This window comes from Kitasatospora sp. NPDC004272 (assembly GCF_053603035.1).
In genome coordinates this window covers 1-17,137 of sequence record NZ_JBSGET010000165.1, presented here as the reverse complement: position 1 = coordinate 17,137, position 17,137 = coordinate 1, and the positions used below count along the sequence as shown (strand labels likewise).

Genomic DNA, 17,137 nt, shown 5'->3' with positions numbered 1-17,137 from the left:
ATTCTATGGATAGAATCTCAGTTATCAACTGTTTCTCTCAAATGGGCGTGAGTGCAGGCGCGCGAGAGCATGGCGAGCGCGTGGTGGGCGTGGAGGCACTCGATCAGCAGCAGGCCCAGGGCGTAGACGTCGACGGGCGGGCGCGCGCCCTGGCCGCGGATCTGCTCCGGTGCCAGGTAGGCGGGGGTGCCGACGACGAAGCCCGTCCGGGTCGCTTCGGCGTCCTGGACGGGCTCGTCGAGGGGCTGGCGCGCGATGCCGAAGTCCGTGAGGCGGGGGGCTCCCGAGGCGTCGATCAGGACGTTGGACGGTTTGACGTCGCGGTGGACGACGCCGTGGTCGTGGACGAAGGCGAGGGTGCGGGCGAGCTCCCGGCCGAGCCGGAGCGTGGCGGGGGCGGACAGCGGTGACGTGCGCAGCACGTCGGACAGCGTCGTCCCGTCCACGAGTTCCAAGACGAGGTAGGGGCGGTCGTCGGCGCTCCCGTGGTCGTAGACCTCGACCACGCCGTGGTGCCGGAGCCGGGCCAGCGTCCGCGCCTCGGCGGTGAACCGGCGGGCGAAGTCCTCGGGGGCGCCGCGGTGCAGCACCTTCAACGCGACCTCCCGGCCCAGGTGCAGGTCGACGGCGCGCAGCACCTCGGCGGCGCTCCCCCGCCCCAGGACGCCCTCGACCCGGTACCGGTCGGCGAACAGGGCCGTGCCGTGGGTGCTCTCTGCTGTCAGGCTCATGCCACTCTCCGTTGCCGGACGGCCGACCTCACCGTGCAGATGGGCCGCGGTCCGCTGACGCGTACCCTCGATGGGCGGCGCGATGCCCGGTCCGGCCGGAATGCGTGCCACCGCTTCCGCACCGGGGGGAGACGGCGACTACTTGCGCCCCCAGGCGAGGTGCAGGACGGCGAGGTCGTCGGTGTGGCGGCCCGCGTTGAGGGCCTGGGCCTGCTCGATGATCCGGTCGATCCGGGCGGCGGCTTCGGCCGGGTCCGCGCTGCCGGGGGCGCCGATCAGGGCGAGCAGCCCGTCGGTGCTGAGCCGTCTGCCGCTGTCCCCGTCGTACCCCTCGATCAGGCCGTCGGTGTAGAGGGTCAGGGAGCCGCTGGCGGGGAGCGGGACGACCGTGGGGGGCCAGTGGCACAGGCCGGGCATGATGCCCAGGGCTATGCCGTGGGCGGCGCTCACCGGCCGGGTCCCCTGGTCGGTGGTCAGCAGGGGCTCGTGGTGTCCGGCGAGGTGGAGCGTGGCGGTGCGGTTCTCCTGTTCGAGGGTGAGCAGGGTGCAGGTGGCGAAGAGCGACACGTCGTCGCGTTCGGCGACCAGGACGCGTTCCATCAGGTTCAGCAGGTCCTCGCCCCGGTGGCCGCCGAGGACGAGCGAGCGCCAGGCGATCCGCAGCAGGACGCCCAGGGCGGCGGCGTCGGGACCGTGGCCGCTGACGTCGCCGACGACGGCGTGCAGGAAACCGTCGTCGCCCTCGACGACGTCGAGGAAGTCGCCGCCGAGCAGCGCCGTCGGGGCGCCGGGGATGTAGCGGCTGGTCACCGTGACGGTCGAGGTGCCGAGCATGGGGGGCGGGAGCAGGCCGCGTTCCAGGCGGGCGTTCTCCTCGGCGCGCAGGCGGCTGGCCTGGGCCTGGATGGCGGCGTGCTCCGTCCTGCTGCGGTAGACGGCGTAGCGCAGGGTGCGGCGCAGCAGTTCGGCTTCGACCTTGCCCTTGACCAGGTAGTCCTGGGCACCGGCGGCCATCGCCTCGGCGCCGGCCCGGCTCTCCGCGAGACCGGTGAGGACGATGACGGCGTTGTGCGGTGCGAGCTCCCGCACCGCCGTGACGGCCGCGGTGCCGGCCGCGTCGGGCAGGTGCAGGTCGAGCAGGACGCAGTCGATCTGCCGCTCGGTCAGGACGGCTCTGGCACCGGCGATGGTGGGCTCGACGGTGAGTTCGAAACCCAACCCGGTGTCGTGCAGGAGCTCCTCGACCAGGAGGGCGTCCGCGGCGTCGTCCTCGACGAGCAGGATGCGGTAGGTGAGTTCTTCTTCCGCGCGCCCGGACGCGGCGGTGAGGGGGAGGGTCATCGCGGCTGCCGCTCCGGTTCGGCGGGGAGGGCCGCTTCGACGGCCGGGGCGGCGGGGACCTCCAGGGGTTCCGGGCCCTCCAGGGGTTCCGGCGCGAGGGTGAAGGTGATGCGGGCGCCCTCGGTGCGGGTCGGGTCGACCTCGATGGTGCCGCCGTGGAACTCGACGATCTTCTTGCACATGGCCAGGCCGATGCCGCTGCCGGCGTAGGCCTCCTTGGTGTGCAGGCGCTGGAAGATGACGAAGACCTTGACGGCGAACTGGGCGGGAATGCCGATGCCGTTGTCGGTGACGGCGAAGCGCCACAGGCCGCCGTCCCGCTCGGCGCTGACGTGGATGCGCGGAGGGACTCCGGGGCGGCGGAACTTGACGGCGTTGCCGATCAGGTTCTGCCAGAGCATCCCCATCTGGGTGGGGTCGGCGACCAGGGTCGGCAGCGGGTCGTGGGTGACCTGCCCCTGCGCCTCCTCGATGCCGACGCTGAGGGTTTCCAGGGTGCGTTCCAGGACTTCCTCCAGGTCGACTTCCTGGTGGTTGTGGTGGACCCGTCCGACCCGGGAGAAGTCGAGCAGGTCGTTGATCATGACCTGCATCCGGTTGGCGCCGTCGACCGCGAAGTCGATGTACTGGTCGGCCTTGGCGTCGAGTTGGCCGCCGTAGCGGCGCCGCAGCAGCTGCGTGAAGCTGGAGACCTTGCGCAGCGGCTCCTGGAGGTCGTGCGAGGCCACGTAGGCGAACTGCTCCAGCTCGGTGTTGGAGCGCTGCAGTTCGGCGGCCTGGGCGTCCAGGCGCAGGCGGGCCTGCTCGGTGAACGCCAGCTCCCGCGTCAGCCGCCCGCGCATGAGGTCGATCTCGGCGCTGAGTTGGCGCAGGTCCGCGGGGCCGGTGGGGACGATGGGGTGTTCGAAGTCGCCCGCGGCGATCCGGCGGGCGTCCGCGCTCAGCTGCTCCAGCGGCCGGTTGATGCCGCGGCGCAACCCTTCGAAGGCCAGGGCGGTCAGGACGGCGATGACGACCGCGATCGCGCTGAACACGAGGTTGCGCGTCCGCGTGGTGGCGAGCAGGTCGGCCCGGGCGGCGGCGCGGTCGGCCCGCAGGTGGTCCTGCTCGCGGGTCAGGGCGGCCCGGAGGCTGTCGAACGCGGCCTTGCCGGTCTCGGCCGAGGCGGCGGCCTGCGCGGCGGGCGCCCCGGCGGGAGCGGCGGCGATCGGCTCGGCGATCTCCTGCCGCCACCGGTCGGCGGCGTCCTCGACGGCGGCGAGGTCGGCGAGCGCGTCGGCGTCGCCGTGCAGGAGCCCGGTCAGGGTGGCGACGTGGGTCTTCTCGTCGGCCAGGCCCTGCTGGTAGGGCTGCAGGAACTCCGGGTTCCCGGCGAGGCCGTACCCGCGGATGCCGGTCTCCTGGTTGAGCAGGACCGACTCCAGGCGGAACGCGGTGGACAGCGCGGGCGAGCGCACGTCCACGAGCTGGGTGCTGATCGTCTCGGACCGGTCCAGCACCCAGAACCCCAGCACGCCCAGCACGGCCAGGACCGCCAGGGACAGCCCGGCGCCCGCCCTCAGCCAGCGCCTGGTCGTCCAAGCGGACAACGGACGCGAACGCGGTGCCCTCGGGTCGTCCTGCATGGTCTGTACCTCTCCGGTGACGGCCGGCCCGGTGGGGCGGCGCAGCGCCCACTGTAGAGGCCGGGCGACAAGCGTTGTTGTCGGGGGTGAGGCGAGGGCCTATGGTTCCAGTCATGCCTGGCAACGACTTCGCCCTCCGGGCCACCGCGCAGGAGACGTCCGCGATCATGGACGCCGCAGTGGCCCGTACGGCGCGGCACCTTGCCGACCAGCTCCTGGAGGAGCCCGGTCCGCCCCGGCCGTACGGGCCTCCGGGAGACCCGATGGGACGGGCGCTGGGCATGCTGCACATCCTGGACCAGTTGCAGCGGGCCGCGGAGCGCCTCCGGGCGGACGCGGCCAGGGCGGCGGCCCGGACCGGAGCCGGCTACCCCCAGCTCGGCTCGGCCTGCGGCTTGACCCGCCAAGGAGCCCGGCAGCGCTGGCCGGGTCTCTACGACCATTCCGACGAAGAACCTACGGAGACCCCGATCATGACCAGCCCCGCCCACGCCTTCGACGTGCTGCTGGTAGAGGACGACGCGGCCGACGCCATGCTGATCGAGGAAGCCCTGGCCGAACGCGGCGCCCGCAACCTCGTCCAGGTCACCGACGGTCTCGCCGCCCTGGAGCACCTGCGTGCCCCGGAGACGCCCCGCCCCGACCTGATCGTCCTGGACCTCAACATGCCCCGGATGAACGGCCGCGACCTGCTGCGGGTGCTCAAGTCCGACGAGGACCTGCGGACGATCCCCGTCGTCGTGCTCACCACCTCCGCCGCCCCCGACGACGTCGCCGGCGCCTACAGCAGCCACGCCAACGCCTACGTCACCAAGCCGGTCAACCTGGCGGAGTTCGAGCAGGCCGTCCAGAGCATCGACGCCTTCTACCTCGACACCGCCACCCGTCCTCCTCGCCGCTGAAGCACCGGCACGCGACACCGCACCGCCGGCCCGGCGGCCGGCGCGGCGGCCCGCCGACCACGAGCCGCCCGCGGAGGCCGGACGCGTTCCCCGCCGAGGCCCGGGCCGCCTCCCCCGTTCCCGACGGCCGTGGCCGATAGGATGCTCACGCAGGAGCCTGGGTGGAGGGAGGGCGCGTGAGGAACGCACGTGCTGTGGCGACCCTTGATCCCGTCGAAGCAGGTGACCACGTCTGCTGGCCGGTCGGCCCCGGTGACGACTTCACCGCGACCGCCCGGGCCTTCGCCGCCGACGGGGCCCTCTTCGGCGACAAGGTCCTGCTCATCGGCGCGTCCGAGTCCCGGTGGTCGCCGGACGGCGCGCCGCAGGGAGTGGTCGTCGACCCCGGGGCCGAGCGCCCGGGCGGGGCGGGGTGGGACGCGGCGGCGCTGCTGGACTTCGTGTGCCGGGAGGCGGACGCCGCGACCCGCCAGGGCTTCCGCGCGCTGCGGGTCCTGGCCCGGATGGACCGCGTCTGGCCCGGCGGCGCGAGCCCGCAGGAGATCGCCCGGCACGAACTGGAACTCGACGCCCTGGTGCTCGCCAGAGGGGCCGTCGTCGTCTGCGCCTACCACCGGGCCGGCTTCCGGCCCGCCCTCCTGGAGCAAGCGGCCGGAGTACATCCGCACCACTTGGGCACACGGGCGGAGGTGCCAGGTTTTCGGATGTACAGCGCGGGAACGGACTGCTGGAGCGTGAGCGGCGTGGTGGACTCGGACGGCGCCGACAGCTTCCGCACCGTCCTGGACGAACTCGTCGCCCGCTCGGCCACCGTGCGGCTGCGGTGCGACGGCCTCGAACTGGTGGACGCCGCGGGCATGCGCGCGCTGGTCGACTCGGCACGCGGGATCCCCGGGCGCCGGATCGTGATCGAGAAGGCGGACGAGACGTTCCGGCGCTGCTGGTCACTGCTCGGCTACGACGTCCCGCAGATCCCCGTGGAGCTGGCACCGTGAGCGAGAACAGCACGACGCGCCCGGAAGCCCCCGCCCACGACTCCGCGTTCCGGCACGAGCTGTACCCCTACGACGGGGACGCCCAGTTCCTCGACGGCGCCATGTCCTTCATCCACGACGCCCGCGCCGGGAGCGAACTCGTCCTGGTCGCGGTCGCGGAGCCGAAGGAGCGCATGCTGCGCACCGAACTGGAGGGCACCGACGCCGCCGAAGGCGTCACGTTCCTCGACACCGCCGCCCTCGGCCGCAACCCCGGCCGGCTGATCCCCGCCTGGCGCGACTGGGTCTCCAAGACCGCGGAGGGCCACCCGGTCCGCGGCATCAGCGAATCCGCGTGGAGCGAACCCTCCGCGGCCGAGAGCACCGAGTACGGGTACCACGAGTGGCTGCTGAACCTCGCGTTCGCCCAGTCCCCCGCCTGGTGGCTGCTGTGCCCCTACGACACCGCCGCGCTGGAACCCGCCGCGGTGGAAGCGGCCCGGCGCTGCCACCCCATGCTCCTCAGCGGGGGCACCCACGGCCCCAACGGCTCCTACGCCCAGGAGCCGTACGCCTTCCCCGAACTGGCCCCCGCCGCCGACCACCACCAGGAACTCCCCTACCAGCGGGGCATGCTGGCCGCGGTGCGCGCCCACGTCACCGCCTGCGCGGGCCGGCACGGCCTGGAGGGCACCCGCCTGCGCGAACTGCTGATCGCCGTCTGCGAGGTCGCCGGCAACAGCATCAAGCACGGCGGCGGCCGGGGCGTCCTGCGCACCTGGGTGGAGGGCGCGGACCTGATCTGCGAGTTCCACGACGCCGGCCACCTCCAGGACCCGCTGGTCGGCCGCCTCCGACCCACCGTCGACCAGGTCGGCGGCCGGGGGCTCTGGCTCGTCCAACAGCTCTGCGACCTCGTCCAGATCCGCTCCACCGCACAGGCCGGCACCACCGTCCGGCTGCACACCAGACTGCTCGGGTGACCGCGCGCGGCGCCACCGGCCGCCGCACCCCGCCGCGGCACACGGGCCCCGATCGCTCCTTACCGCTCCTTACCGGTCGGTGACGTCGCCGGGCGACTGCGCCGTTCCCGGGCCGGACGCGGGTAGCGTCGGCCGGCATGAGGATCCTGGTGACGGGCGGGGCCGGTTTCATCGGCTCCGCGGTGGTCGGCGCGCTGCTCGCGGACGGCCACGAGGTGCGGGTGCTGGACGCGCTGCTCCCGGCGGTGCACCCCTCGGGGCTGCCGTCGGCGGTGCCGGAGGGAGCCGAGTTCCGGCGCGGGGACGTCCGGGACCCGGCGGCGGTGGAGGCCGCGCTGGACGGGGTCTCTGCGGTCTGCCACCAGGCGGCGATGGTCGGGCTGGGCGTGGACCTGGACGACGCCCCCGCGTACGCGGGCTGCAACGACCTGGGCACCGCCGTGCTGCTGTCGGCGATGGCCCGGCGCGGGGTGCGGGACCTGGTGCTGGCCGGGTCGATGGTGGTGTACGGCGAGGGCGCGTACCGCTGCGGCACGCACGGGCCGGTGGCGCCGGGGCCGCGCCGGTCGGCGGACCTGGACGCGGGGCGCTTCGAACCGCCGTGCCCGCTGTGCGGCGAACCGCTGCTGCCCGGGCTGGTGGCGGAGGACGCCCCGGCCGATCCGCGCAACGTGTACGCGGCGACCAAGCTGGCGCAGGAGCACCTGGCGTCCGCCTGGGCCCGGGCCTGCGGGGGCCGGGTCCTGACGCTGCGCTACCACAACGTGTACGGGCCGGGGATGCCGCGCGACACCCCGTACGCGGGGGTGGCCTCGCTGTTCCGCTCGGCGCTGGCCCGGGGCGAGGCCCCGCGGGTGTTCGAGGACGGCGGGCAGCGCCGCGACTTCGTGCACGTCGCGGACGTGGCGGCGGCCAACGCGGCGGCCCTGGCGGGAGTGGCCGACCGCCCGGCGGGCAGCGCGCGGGCGTACAACGTGGGCAGCGGGGAGGCGCGCACGGTGGGCGACATGGCGCGGGCCCTCGCGGCGGCCTGCGGCGGCCCGGCGCCGGTGGTGACGGGCGAGTACCGGTTGGGCGACGTCCGGCACGTGACCGCCGACCCGGCGCGGCTGCGCGCGGAACTGGACTGGCGCCCCCGGGTGGCGTTCGGAGCCGGGATGGCCGAGTTCGCGTCGGCCCCGCAGCGGGCCTGACGCCGACGGCCGGGGCGTCCGGGGCGGCCAGGGAACGGGGGGACCGGAGCAGCGGAGGCCCGGGCGCCGGGGAACCGGGGCGGGCCGGACGAACCGGCGGGCGGCTCGTCGGCCCGGGGCAGGCCGTCGCCGGGCCGACGGACCGGGCACCGACCGGTGCGCGCGGGGCGCAGGCCGCGCTCGGCAGCGGGCGGCAGGGCATTCGGGTCGGTGGACGGCTGGGCGAGCAGGCGAGCGGGACGCCGGACGGCCGGGCGAGCGGGTCGGGTCACCGGGCGGCAGGGCGTTCGGGTCGGTGGACGGCCAGGCGAGCGGGTCGGGTCACCGGGCGGCAGGGCGTTCGAGTCGGTGGACGGCCGGGCGAGCGGGTCGGGTCGCTCGGCGCACCGGGGGCGGCGGCCCACCGGGCCGGAAGCTGACCGGTCGGGGGCCCTCCGGGCCGTCGGGGGTCCCGCCGTGCGGACACGCGGGTGAGCGGTGCCACCGGTCGTTCCGCGCCGTTCCGCGCCGTTCCGGGCCGCGCCGGTCACGGTGGTCTCCCCCGCTCCCGGGTTCCTCGCCGGGGGCGCCGCCGACGGACACGGCCTCCGCCGCCCCGCGCCGTCAGGCCCGGCGGGCGGCCGGGAGGGTGATCTCGAAGCAGCAGCCGCCGTCGACGTTGCGGACGCGGGCCCGCCCGTCGTGGGCCTCGACGATGCCGCGGACGATGGCGAGCCCGAGTCCGGCGCCGCTGTCGGCGGTGTCGGGCGCTCCGGGGGCGGACGCGTGGGGCGTGCGGGCCGTGGTGCCGCGCCAGCCGGTCTCGAAGACCCGGGGCAGGTCGGGCTCGGGGATGCCGCCGCAGCCGTCGGTGACGGCGAGCACGACGGCGTCGGCCTCCCGGTGGGTGGAGACGGCGACCACGCCGTCCGGCGGGGTGGCGCGGATGGCGTTGACCAGCAGGTTGCCGATCACCCGGGTGATCTCCCGGGGGTCGGCCTCGACCGGCGCGGGTTCGACCCGGCGGCCCTCCAGGCGCACGCCGCGCTGCCGGGCCAGTGGGTGGGCGCCGGCCAGCGCGTCGTCGACCAGGTCGTGCAGGGAGACCCGGGAGGGGCTGAGCGAGAGCGCGCCGGCCTGGATCCGGGAGAGCTCGAACAGGTCGTCGACCATGCCGGTGAGCCGTTCCACCTCGGTGCGGATCCGGGCGAGGTAGCGCTCGGGCTGCTCGGCGACGCCGTCCTCCAGCGCTTCCGCCATCGCGCGCAACCCGGCCAGCGGGGTGCGCAGGTCGTGCGAGATCCAGGCGATGAGTTCGCGCCGGGAGGCGTCCAGGGCCCGCTCGCGGTCCCGGGACTCGGCCAGCCGGGCGCTGGTGGCGGCGAGTTCGGCGCTGACGGCGGCCAGTTCCCGTCCGAGCGGCCGGTCCGGCGGGGTGAACCCGGCGTCGCCGCCGACGGTGCGGGCGGCGACCGCCAGCGCCCGGCCGCCCGCGGTGACCTGGCGGCCCAGCAGCGCGGCGGTGAGCAGCGCGACCACCGAGGCCATCGCCAGGACGGTGACGACCACGCCGAGGTCGTGCTGGGAGAGGAACATCGCCCGGGCGACCGCGAACGTGCCGGAGGTGACCGCGAGGACGCTGACCACGGCGACGGCGAACAGGGTGAGCGTCAGCGAGCGGCGGCGCAGCAGCCGCAGCGCGGCCAGGCCGAGCAGTCCGGCTGCTGCGGCGCCGAGCGCGGCGAACAGGGCGATCAGCAGCAGGTCCTTCACGCCGCACCGTCCCGCCCCGGCGCGGCCGGGTCGTAGCGGTAGCCGACGCCCCAGACGGTGCTGATCAGGGCGGGCGCGCCGGGGTCGTCCTCGATCTTCTCGCGCAGGCGGCGGACGTGGACGGTGACGGTCGACAGGTCGCCGAAGTCCCAGCCCCACACGCGCTGCATCAGCTCCTGCCGGGAGAACACCGTCCCGGGGTGCCGGAGCAGGAACGCGAGCAGGTCGAACTCGCGGCTGGTGAGGGCGAGTTCGCGGTCGTCACGGTGGGCGCGGCGGGCCCGCGGGTCGAGTACCAGGTCGCCGGAGCGCAGCGGCCCCGCCGGGGCGGCCGACGCGGCGGTGCGGGCGCGGCGCAGGATCGACTGGACCCGCAGCACCAGTTCGCGCGGGCTGAACGGCTTGGTGACGTAGTCGTCCGCGCCGAGTTCGAGGCCCAGGACGCGGTCGGCCTCGTCCCCCTTGGCGGTGAGCAGCACCACCGGCAGGTCCGCCCGGTCGGGGCGGGCGCGCAGGCGGCGCAGCACTTCGAGGCCGTCGAGGCCGGGCAGCATCAGGTCGAGGACGAGCAGGTCGGGGCGGTGCCGCTCGGCCAGGTCGAGGCCGCGCTGTCCGTCCTCGGCCCGGTCGACCAGGTGGCCGGCCCGGGTGAGGTAGCCGGCCACCACTTCGGCGACGGTCGGGTCGTCGTCGACGACCAGGATGCGGGCGGGCTCCGGCGGCTCGGCGGGGGCGGGGCTGTGGTTCACCCGCCCGAGGATACGAGCACGGGAGCGCCGCCGGCTCCGGTCCGGGCCCGCGTTCGGGTTCCGTAAGGTCCGTGGCCCGGGCGGGTGCGCCGTACGACTTCCGTAAGGGCGCGGCTCGGTCGCGGCGGGGTCGGGCGTGGCTAGCGTGGCGGTCGTGACTCCTCCTCTTCTCCCGTCCTCGGTGGACGTGGTGCTGCCCTGCCTGGACGAGGCGCGGGCGCTGCCCTGGGTGCTGGGCCGGATCCCGGCCGGCTGGCGGGCCGTCGTGGTCGACAACGGTTCGCGGGACGGCTCGGCGCGGATCGCGGCCGACCTGGGCGCGACGGTGGTCGCGGAGCCGCGCCGGGGCTTCGGCGCGGCCTGCCACGCCGGGCTGCTGGCGGCCGACGCCGAGTTCGTGTGCTTCCTGGACTGCGACGGGTCGCTGGACCCCGCGCAACTGCCCCGGGTGGTCGATCCGGTGCGCGCGGGCACGGCCGACCTGGTGCTCGGACGGCGGCGGCCGGTCTCGTTCGGGGCGTGGCCGCCGCACGCCCGGCTGGCGAACCTGGTGCTGGCCCGGCGGCTGCGCGCGGTGACCGGCGCCGACCTGCACGACCTCGGGCCGATGCGGGCGGCGCGCCGGGAGCGGCTGCTGGCGCTGGGCCTGGGCGACCGGCGCTCGGGCTACCCGCTGGAGGCGGTGCTGTCGGCGTCGGCCGCCGGGATGCGCATCGCCGAGGTGCCGGTCGACTACCGTCCGCGGGCGGGCCGTTCGAAGGTGACCGGGACGGTGCGCGGCACCCGGCAGGCGGTGCGCGACATGCGCCGGGTGCTCGCGGCCCCGCCGCCGACCCTGCTGCTGATCACCAAGGCACCGCAGCCGGGCCGCTCGAAGACCCGGCTGACCCCGGCGTTCACCCCGGAGCAGGCCGCCGACCTGGCCGGGGCGGCCCTCGCCGACACCCTGGCCGCGCTCGCCCTCGTCCCGGCCGGCCGGCGCCTGCTGGTGCTGGACGGCGAGCCCGGCCGGTGGCTGCCGCCGGGCTGGGAGGTGCTGCCGCAGTGCGAGGGCGGCCTGGACCGCCGGATCGCCGCCGCCTTCGCCCACGCCGCCCGGCTCGCCCCGCACGCCCCGGCCCTGCTGGTCGGCTCGGACACCCCGCAGCTCGACCCCGCCGCCCTCGCCGCACCGCTGTCGGCCGCCGAACGCCCGGGCGCCGACGCCTGGTTCGGGCCCGCCGAGGACGGCGGCTTCTGGGCCCTCGGACTGGCCCGCCCGGACGCCCGCCTGGCCGAGCGGCTGCTGCACGGCGTGCCGATGTCGACCGCCGACACCGGCCGCCGCGTCCGGGAACGGCTGGCCGCGCACGGCCTGGCGGTCCGCGAACTGCCGGCGCTGCTGGACGTGGACGGGCCGGACGACGCCGCCCGGGTCGCCGCGCTGGCACCCGGCACGCGGTTCGCCGCCCGGCTGCGGGAGTACGCGCCCGTCCCCGGTCCGGCCCGGTGAGCGGCGCCGCCCCGCGCGCCGGCGGGCCCCCCGCCGGTCCGGACGGGACGGGCGGCCGGACGGACGGACGCCCGGCTCCGCAGCGCGTCCCGGCCGCCCCCTCCCCGCGTCCCCGGCAGGTGAACACGTGAACCCTCCCGCCGCCCTGCGCGCCGGCACCGCCGAGCCCTGGGTCGACGACCCGTTCGGGCGGGCCGTGCGGGCCGGGCGGGGCCCGCTGTGGCTGCGCCGGGCGGACGGCTCCCGGCTGGCGCTGGAGGTGGAGCGCTGGTGCGCGCCGGCCGCCGGGGCGGACCACGGGCTGGTGCTGCGCTGCCTGGGCCTGTCCGCGCCGGTGCTGGACCTGGGCTGCGGTCCCGGTCGGCTGGTGGCGGCGCTGCTGGGGGCCGGCGTGCCCGCGCTCGGGGTGGACGTGTGCACGGCGTCGGTGGAGCGCACCGCCCACCTGGGCGGTCTCGCGCTGCGCCGCTCGGTGTTCGACCGGCTGCCCGCCGAGGGGCGCTGGGGCGGTGTGCTGCTCGCCGACGGCAACCTCGGCATCGGCGGCGACCCGGCCGCCCTGCTGACCCGGGCTGGCGTGCTACTGGCTCCGGGCGGCCTGCTCCTGGTGGAGACCGAGGCGCAGGAGGTGGACGAGGTGGCGGACGTCCGGGTGGAGGGCCCGGACGGCGCCGGGCCGCCGTTCCGCTGGGCGCGCTGCGGGCCCGCCGCGACGCTGCGGCACGCCCGGGCCGTCGGCCTGGAGCCGGCCGAGCGCTGGACCTCGTACGACCGCTCGTTCCTGGCGCTGACTCGTTCCTGACCGACCGTCAGTCCGGTTCGGCCCACTGCGGGTGCTCGCGCTCGGCCCACCCGCGGTCGACGGCGCCGGTGCGCATGCCGCGCCGCGCCTCCGGGTCCAGGTAGGCCATCCGCAGGTGGCCGAGCACCACCGCGGCGACGGCGAACGCGAACCAGTCGTGCACGAAGGTGGCTCCGGTGCGCCACACGGCGGGCGCGAGACCGGTGCACCACATCAGCAGGCCGGTGCCGAGCATCACCGGCATCGTGCCGAGCGTCCACTGCGCGTACAGCTTCTGCCCGGCGTTGAACTTCCCGGCCGGGCGCGGCCCGGCCCGGCGGCGGCGCACGGTGCGCAGCCAGGTGCGGTCGGCGGCGGTGAACCGGCCGAGGCGGACGGCGTCGCGGCGCATCGCCCGGGTGGCCAGGGCGAGCAGCAGCGGGACGGGCAGCAGCAGGCCGCTCCACTCGTGCACGGTGGCCACCAGCCTGCGGCGGCCGACGAGTTGGGCCAGCGGCGGCAGGTAGAGGCAGGCGGCGGTGGCCAGGCAGGTGAGCATCAGCGCGGCGGTGGCGCGGTGGGCCCGGCGCTGGGCGGGGGCGAAGCGGGGGCGGCGGTCAGTCGGTGGGTGCATCGTCGCGTCCGTTCGATCGGCCGACCCAGGCGTCCACGTCGTAGCCGAGCCGTTCCCAGTAGCCGGGGCGGACGGTGTCGGTGACGGTGATGGTGGAGAGCCACTTGGCGGACTTGTAGAAGTACATCGGGGCGACGTACAGGCGCACCGGGCCGCCGTGGGCGTGCCCGATCGGGTCGTCCTGCATCCGCAGCGCCACCAGGACGTCGTCGCGGCGGGCCTGTTCCAGCGTCAGGCTCTCGGTGTAGGCGCCGTCGAAGCAGCCGAAGCTCACCGCGCGGCCCTCCGGCCGGACCCCGGCGGCCTCCAGCAGCGCGGCCAGCGGGACGCCCTCGAAGGGGGTGGCGGGCACCCGCCAGCCGGTGACGCACTGCACGTCGTGGACGAGGCGGCGCTGCGGCAGGGCCCGCAGGTCGGCCAGCCGCAGGGTGGTGGGCCGCTCCACCAGGCCGTCGACGGTGAGGGTGTAGTCCGCCTCACCGCGTTCGGGCACCGAGGCGGTCACCGAGTAGTACCGGAAGCCGCCCCCGCCGGGCAGCGCCTGGCTCAGACCCGTCGGGTCGTTGCGCACCACCGCGTCCTGGGCCCGCTGCAGCCACGGGCCCGCCACGACCCCGGCGGCGCCGAGGCCGAGCAGGCCCAGCACCACCCGGCGGCCCACCGGGGCGCCGCGGGTCTCCTCGTCGTCGCCGTCGTCACCGTCGGCCCTGCCGTCGTCCCTGTCGTCGTTCACGGGGTGATTGGACCAGCCGGGGGCGGCGTTGCCCAGGGGCGCGGGCGCGCCGTCAGACTTCCGTCATCTGTGCGCCGACCGGCCGCGGCCACCGCCCGGCCCGCCGGGCGGACACCGCCACGATCACCAAAAAGGCACCCCCGTAGGCGAGTTGCTGCACCCGGCTGCCGCCCGCCAGGTACAGCAGCTGCCCGGCGGCGGGGACGGCCAGCCACTCCCAGCGGCCGTCCAGCGCCGCCAGCGCCACCAGCAGCAGCGCGTACCAGGGGTAGGCGGGGGCCACCAGCAGCAGCGCCCCGCCGGTCACGGTCAGCGCCCCCCGCCAGGGCCGCGCCGGGTCGCCGTGCCGCAGCACCCGCCACACCAGGGCGGCGAGCAGCACGGCCCCGGCCCACGGCGCGAACCGGTCGGGCAGCACCAGCCGCAGCAGCCCGAACCGCTCCAGGTGCCCCTGCTGGTAGCCCTCCTCGCGCAGGTAACCGGGCAGGTAGCCCAGGACACCGGCCCCGGAGGCCGCCGCGTACGGCAGGTAGGAGAGGGCGAACACCCCGGCGGCGGTGGCGGGCAGCACCAGGTCGGCGGGGCGCGGGCGGCGGGACAGCACGCCCGACAGCGCGCCCGGCAGGACCAGCGCGGGCAGCAGCTTCACCGCCGTCGCCGCACCCAGCGCCGCACCGCCCGCCGCGGCGCGGCCGCGGGCCGCCCAGCCCAGGCCGACCACCGCCAGCAGCGCGCCCAGGGCGTCGACGTGCGCGTCGTTGACCGCCCACACCGCCACCCCCGGGCACCACGCCCACAGCGCGGCCCGCCGCCGTCCCCCCGTCACCGCCAGCAGCACGCCGGTGGTCGCCACCGCCAGGACCGCCCCGGCCGCCTGGGCGACCCGCACGCCGTCGCCGAACGGGCGCTGGGCGAGGAACCAGACCTGGGCCAGCGGCGGGTAGATCGTGTGCACGGCGGGCCGGTTGATCCGGGTGCAGGCCCCGTCGGCGGTGCGCCGCTCGTCCCACTCCGCGCAGCCGTCGCCGACCGGGAACCGGCCCGCGTCCCGCAGCCGGGCCAGCGCCGGGTCCTCGGGGGTGCGCGCGTACGGGGAGCCGCCCGCCGCCTGCACCTTCCCGTCCCAGCCGTAGCGGTAGGCGTCGTCGCTGGTCCGGGGCGGGGCCAGCAGCCCGACCGCGGCCACCAGCACGCCCCCGGCCAGCACCAGCCGCGCCACCTGCCGCCGCGGCACCCGGCGCAGCGCGAGCAGGGCCAGGACGAACAGGGCGGCGTCGGCGGCGTACCAGCCGTACAGCGGGAGGCGGTTGCCGAGGGTGCCGCCGGTGGTGAGGGTCAGCGCGAGGCAGCCGGCCAGGGCGGTGACGGCGAGGGCGCAGGACAGGACGGGGCGTGCGGTCACCGGCCCACCCTCGCACCGCACGGCCCGCGGGTGGCCGCGGCGGGCCGGGCCGTCCGGGTTCCGTAAGCACTCCGGCCCGGCGCCGTCCGGATTCCGTAAGCACGTCGCAGCGCCGCCGCGGACGCCGGGCGCGCTTCGATGGTTCGGTGGACTCCGACTCCTCCCCCGCCCGGCGGCGCTTCGACCCGCCGCTGCCCGCCCCGCCCGCCGTGCTGCGGCGCGGCCCGCTGCGTCCGGGCGCGTTCCGCTCCCCCGCGCACGAGCCGCGCACCGCGGTGGTGCTCGGCCGGTGGCTGGGCGCGGCGCTGCTGCTGTGCTTCGCCACCGGTCTGGTCAGCCACCTGCTGCAGGACCCGCCCGGCTGGCTGGTGACTCGGCTGCCGTCCCGCCCGGTGGACGGCTACCGGATCACCCAGGGCCTGCACGTGGTGGCGGGCCTGGCCGCGATCCCGCTGGCGGGCGCGAAGCTGTGGACGGTCTACCCGCGGCTGTTCGCCTGGCCGCCCGCGCGCAGCGTCCTGCACCTGCTGGAGCGGCTGTCGATCGCGCTGCTGGTCGCGGCGGTGCTGCTGGAACTGTTCACCGGGCTGCTGAACACCCTGCAGTGGTACCCGTGGCCGTTCCCGTTCCGGCAGACCCACTACTGGACCGCCTGGACGGCGGTCGGTGCGCTGCTGGTCCACCTCGCCGTCAAGGCCCCGGTGATCGCCGCGCACTGGCGCCGCGCCCGCTCCGCCCCGCTGCCCGGGCGACGGGCGGTACTGGCCGCGACGGCCGCCGCCGTCGGCACGGTCACCCTCACCACCGCGGGCCAGTCCGTGCCCCGGCTGCGCGCCCTCGACCTGTTCGCCCCGCGCCGCCCCGGCGCCGGCTCCCTCCCCGTGAACCGCACCGCCGCGCAGGCCGGGACCACCGCCGTCCCGGCCGACTGGCGACTGGCCGTCGACGGCCCGGCCGGCTACCGGATCGGCCTCGCCGACCTGCGGGCCCTGCCGCAGACCACCGCCGACCTGCCGATCGCCTGCGTCGAGGGCTGGAGCGCGAACGCCCGCTGGACGGGTGTCCGGGTGGCCGACCTGCTGCGCCGCGCCGGGATCCCGGCCGGTTCGGCGGTGCGGATCACCTCCCTGGAGGCCGAGGGCCCCTACCGGGTCACCGAGATGCCGGCCGCGTACGCCGACGACCCGCTCACCCTGCTCGCCCTCGCACTCGACGGCCGCCCGCTGACGCCCGACCACGGCTTCCCGGCCCGGATCGTGGCGCCGAACCGGCCCGGGGTGCTGCAGACCAAGTGGGTCGCCCGGATCGAGGTGGCCTGAGGTGCGGGCCGTGCGCGGTGCGCTGCTGCTCGGCGGTCTCGCCCTGCTCGGCTGCGGTGTGGTGGGTCTGCTGACCGACCCGTACGTGACCGGTCCGCTCGGCGTCCTGCTGTGGGCGGCCGCCCTGGTGGTGGTGCACGACGGGCTGTGGCTGCCGCTGGTGTGCGGGCTCGGCGCGGCCGCGGCGGCGCGGCCGGTGCTGCGCGGCTGGCTGGTGGTCGCGGCGGCGGTGAGCGCGGTGGCCGTCCCCGCGGTGCTGCGGACCGGGGACGACCACGGCAACGCGACCCTGCTGCCGCTGCCCTACCTGCGCAACTGGCTGCTGTTCCTCGCGGCGAGCGCCGCCGCGGCCGCGCTGCTCGCCCTCGTCCGCCGGGCCGTCAGGAAGGCACCCCGGCGAGACCGGTGACGAGGTCGTCCAGGGCGTGCGCGCAGGTGCAGTCGCGGGCGGCGGGCAGCGACTCCAGCGCCTTGAACAGGACGCTGCGCAGGCGGTCGACGTTGCGGGCGAAGACCTCCAGCACCT

General features: G+C 76.4%; 16 protein-coding genes and 2 pseudogenes. 9 read left to right on the top strand and 9 right to left on the bottom strand.

What is annotated here, in order from left to right; translation table 11 throughout:
* Positions 1–17 precede the first annotated feature (17 nt).
* From ACWEO5_RS33750 to ACWEO5_RS33740, 3 genes are all read right to left on the bottom strand, one after another.
* Entirely contained in the window at positions 18–731 is a 714-nt protein-coding gene (locus tag ACWEO5_RS33750; RefSeq protein ID WP_452165936.1) for a serine/threonine-protein kinase, read from the bottom strand.
* Between the two features lie 138 nt (positions 732–869).
* Positions 870–2,072 carry a PP2C family protein-serine/threonine phosphatase gene (locus tag ACWEO5_RS33745; protein ID WP_452165935.1) on the bottom strand — a complete coding sequence of 401 codons (1,203 nt, stop codon included), beginning with the start codon at positions 2,070–2,072 and terminating at the stop codon, positions 870–872.
* Complete coding sequence (locus ACWEO5_RS33740; RefSeq protein WP_452165934.1) at positions 2,069–3,697, bottom strand: sensor histidine kinase; 1,629 nt, start codon at positions 3,695–3,697, stop codon at positions 2,069–2,071. The genes ACWEO5_RS33745 and ACWEO5_RS33740 overlap by 4 nt, the downstream gene beginning before the upstream one ends.
* 113 nt (positions 3,698–3,810) lie before the next feature.
* Between ACWEO5_RS33740 and ACWEO5_RS33735 the strand changes: the two genes are divergently transcribed.
* From ACWEO5_RS33735 to ACWEO5_RS33720, 4 genes are all read left to right on the top strand, one after another.
* The gene (locus tag ACWEO5_RS33735; protein WP_452165933.1) at positions 3,811–4,599 is read left to right on the top strand and encodes a response regulator; all 789 of its coding nucleotides are present in this window, start codon (positions 3,811–3,813) and stop codon (positions 4,597–4,599) included.
* A gap of 194 nt (positions 4,600–4,793) precedes the next feature.
* Positions 4,794–5,594 (top strand): MEDS domain-containing protein, encoded by an 801-nt coding sequence (locus ACWEO5_RS33730; RefSeq protein ID WP_452165932.1) that lies wholly within the window; start codon positions 4,794–4,796, stop codon positions 5,592–5,594.
* Positions 5,591–6,556, top strand: a complete 966-nt coding sequence (locus ACWEO5_RS33725) for an anti-sigma factor RsbA family regulatory protein (RefSeq protein WP_452165931.1) — start codon at positions 5,591–5,593, stop codon at positions 6,554–6,556. The genes ACWEO5_RS33730 and ACWEO5_RS33725 overlap by 4 nt, the downstream gene beginning before the upstream one ends.
* A gap of 137 nt (positions 6,557–6,693) precedes the next feature.
* On the top strand, positions 6,694–7,749 hold the full coding sequence (locus ACWEO5_RS33720) for an NAD-dependent epimerase/dehydratase family protein (RefSeq protein WP_452165930.1): 1,056 nt from the start codon (positions 6,694–6,696) through the stop codon (positions 7,747–7,749).
* A 603-nt stretch (positions 7,750–8,352) separates the two neighbouring features.
* Here the strand turns inward: ACWEO5_RS33720 and ACWEO5_RS33715 are convergent.
* The gene (locus ACWEO5_RS33715) at positions 8,353–9,501 is read right to left on the bottom strand and encodes a sensor histidine kinase (RefSeq protein WP_452165929.1); all 1,149 of its coding nucleotides are present in this window, start codon (positions 9,499–9,501) and stop codon (positions 8,353–8,355) included.
* Positions 9,498–10,250 carry a response regulator transcription factor gene (locus ACWEO5_RS33710; protein WP_452165928.1) on the bottom strand — a complete coding sequence of 251 codons (753 nt, stop codon included), beginning with the start codon at positions 10,248–10,250 and terminating at the stop codon, positions 9,498–9,500. The genes ACWEO5_RS33715 and ACWEO5_RS33710 overlap by 4 nt, the downstream gene beginning before the upstream one ends.
* Positions 10,251–10,431: 181 nt before the next feature.
* Between ACWEO5_RS33710 and ACWEO5_RS33705 the strand changes: the two are divergent.
* The 3 genes and pseudogenes from ACWEO5_RS33705 to ACWEO5_RS33695 form a co-directional block, all read left to right on the top strand.
* A pseudogene (locus ACWEO5_RS33705) lies at positions 10,432–11,085 on the top strand (glycosyltransferase family 2 protein); the annotation flags it as partial.
* Positions 11,062–11,742 carry a TIGR04282 family arsenosugar biosynthesis glycosyltransferase gene (locus tag ACWEO5_RS33700; RefSeq protein ID WP_452165938.1) on the top strand — a complete coding sequence of 227 codons (681 nt, stop codon included), beginning with the start codon at positions 11,062–11,064 and terminating at the stop codon, positions 11,740–11,742. The pseudogene ACWEO5_RS33705 and the gene ACWEO5_RS33700, both read left to right, overlap by 24 nt.
* Before the next feature lie 127 nt (positions 11,743–11,869).
* Entirely contained in the window at positions 11,870–12,544 is a 675-nt protein-coding gene (locus ACWEO5_RS33695; RefSeq protein ID WP_452165927.1) for a methyltransferase domain-containing protein, read from the top strand.
* A 7-nt stretch (positions 12,545–12,551) separates the two neighbouring features.
* Here ACWEO5_RS33695 and ACWEO5_RS33690 read toward each other — a convergent pair whose 3' ends face one another.
* The 3 genes from ACWEO5_RS33690 to ACWEO5_RS33680 are packed head-to-tail and all read right to left on the bottom strand — an operon-like array spanning position 12,552 to position 15,292.
* On the bottom strand, positions 12,552–13,157 hold the full coding sequence (locus ACWEO5_RS33690; protein WP_452165926.1) for a cytochrome b/b6 domain-containing protein: 606 nt from the start codon (positions 13,155–13,157) through the stop codon (positions 12,552–12,554).
* Positions 13,141–13,890, bottom strand: coding sequence for a molybdopterin-dependent oxidoreductase (locus ACWEO5_RS33685; RefSeq protein WP_452165925.1), 750 nt, complete (start codon positions 13,888–13,890; stop codon positions 13,141–13,143). Before ACWEO5_RS33685 ends, ACWEO5_RS33690 begins: the two co-directional genes overlap by 17 nt.
* Positions 13,891–13,942: 52 nt before the next feature.
* Complete coding sequence (locus ACWEO5_RS33680; RefSeq protein ID WP_452165924.1) at positions 13,943–15,292, bottom strand: glycosyltransferase 87 family protein; 1,350 nt, start codon at positions 15,290–15,292, stop codon at positions 13,943–13,945.
* 191 nt (positions 15,293–15,483) lie between these two features.
* On the opposite strand from ACWEO5_RS33680, the gene ACWEO5_RS33675 reads away from it, so the two are divergent.
* Positions 15,484–16,611: a molybdopterin-dependent oxidoreductase gene (locus tag ACWEO5_RS33675; protein ID WP_452165937.1), complete on the top strand. Its 1,128-nt coding sequence runs from the start codon at positions 15,484–15,486 to the stop codon at positions 16,609–16,611.
* 10 nt (positions 16,612–16,621) lie between these two features.
* Entirely contained in the window at positions 16,622–17,020 is a 399-nt protein-coding gene (locus ACWEO5_RS33670) for a hypothetical protein (protein WP_452165923.1), read from the top strand.
* On the opposite strand, the pseudogene ACWEO5_RS33665 reads toward ACWEO5_RS33670, so the two are convergent.
* Positions 16,992–17,137 (bottom strand): annotated as a pseudogene (locus ACWEO5_RS33665) (5'-methylthioadenosine phosphorylase); the annotation flags it as partial. The gene ACWEO5_RS33670 and the pseudogene ACWEO5_RS33665 sit on opposite strands and share 29 nt — an antisense overlap.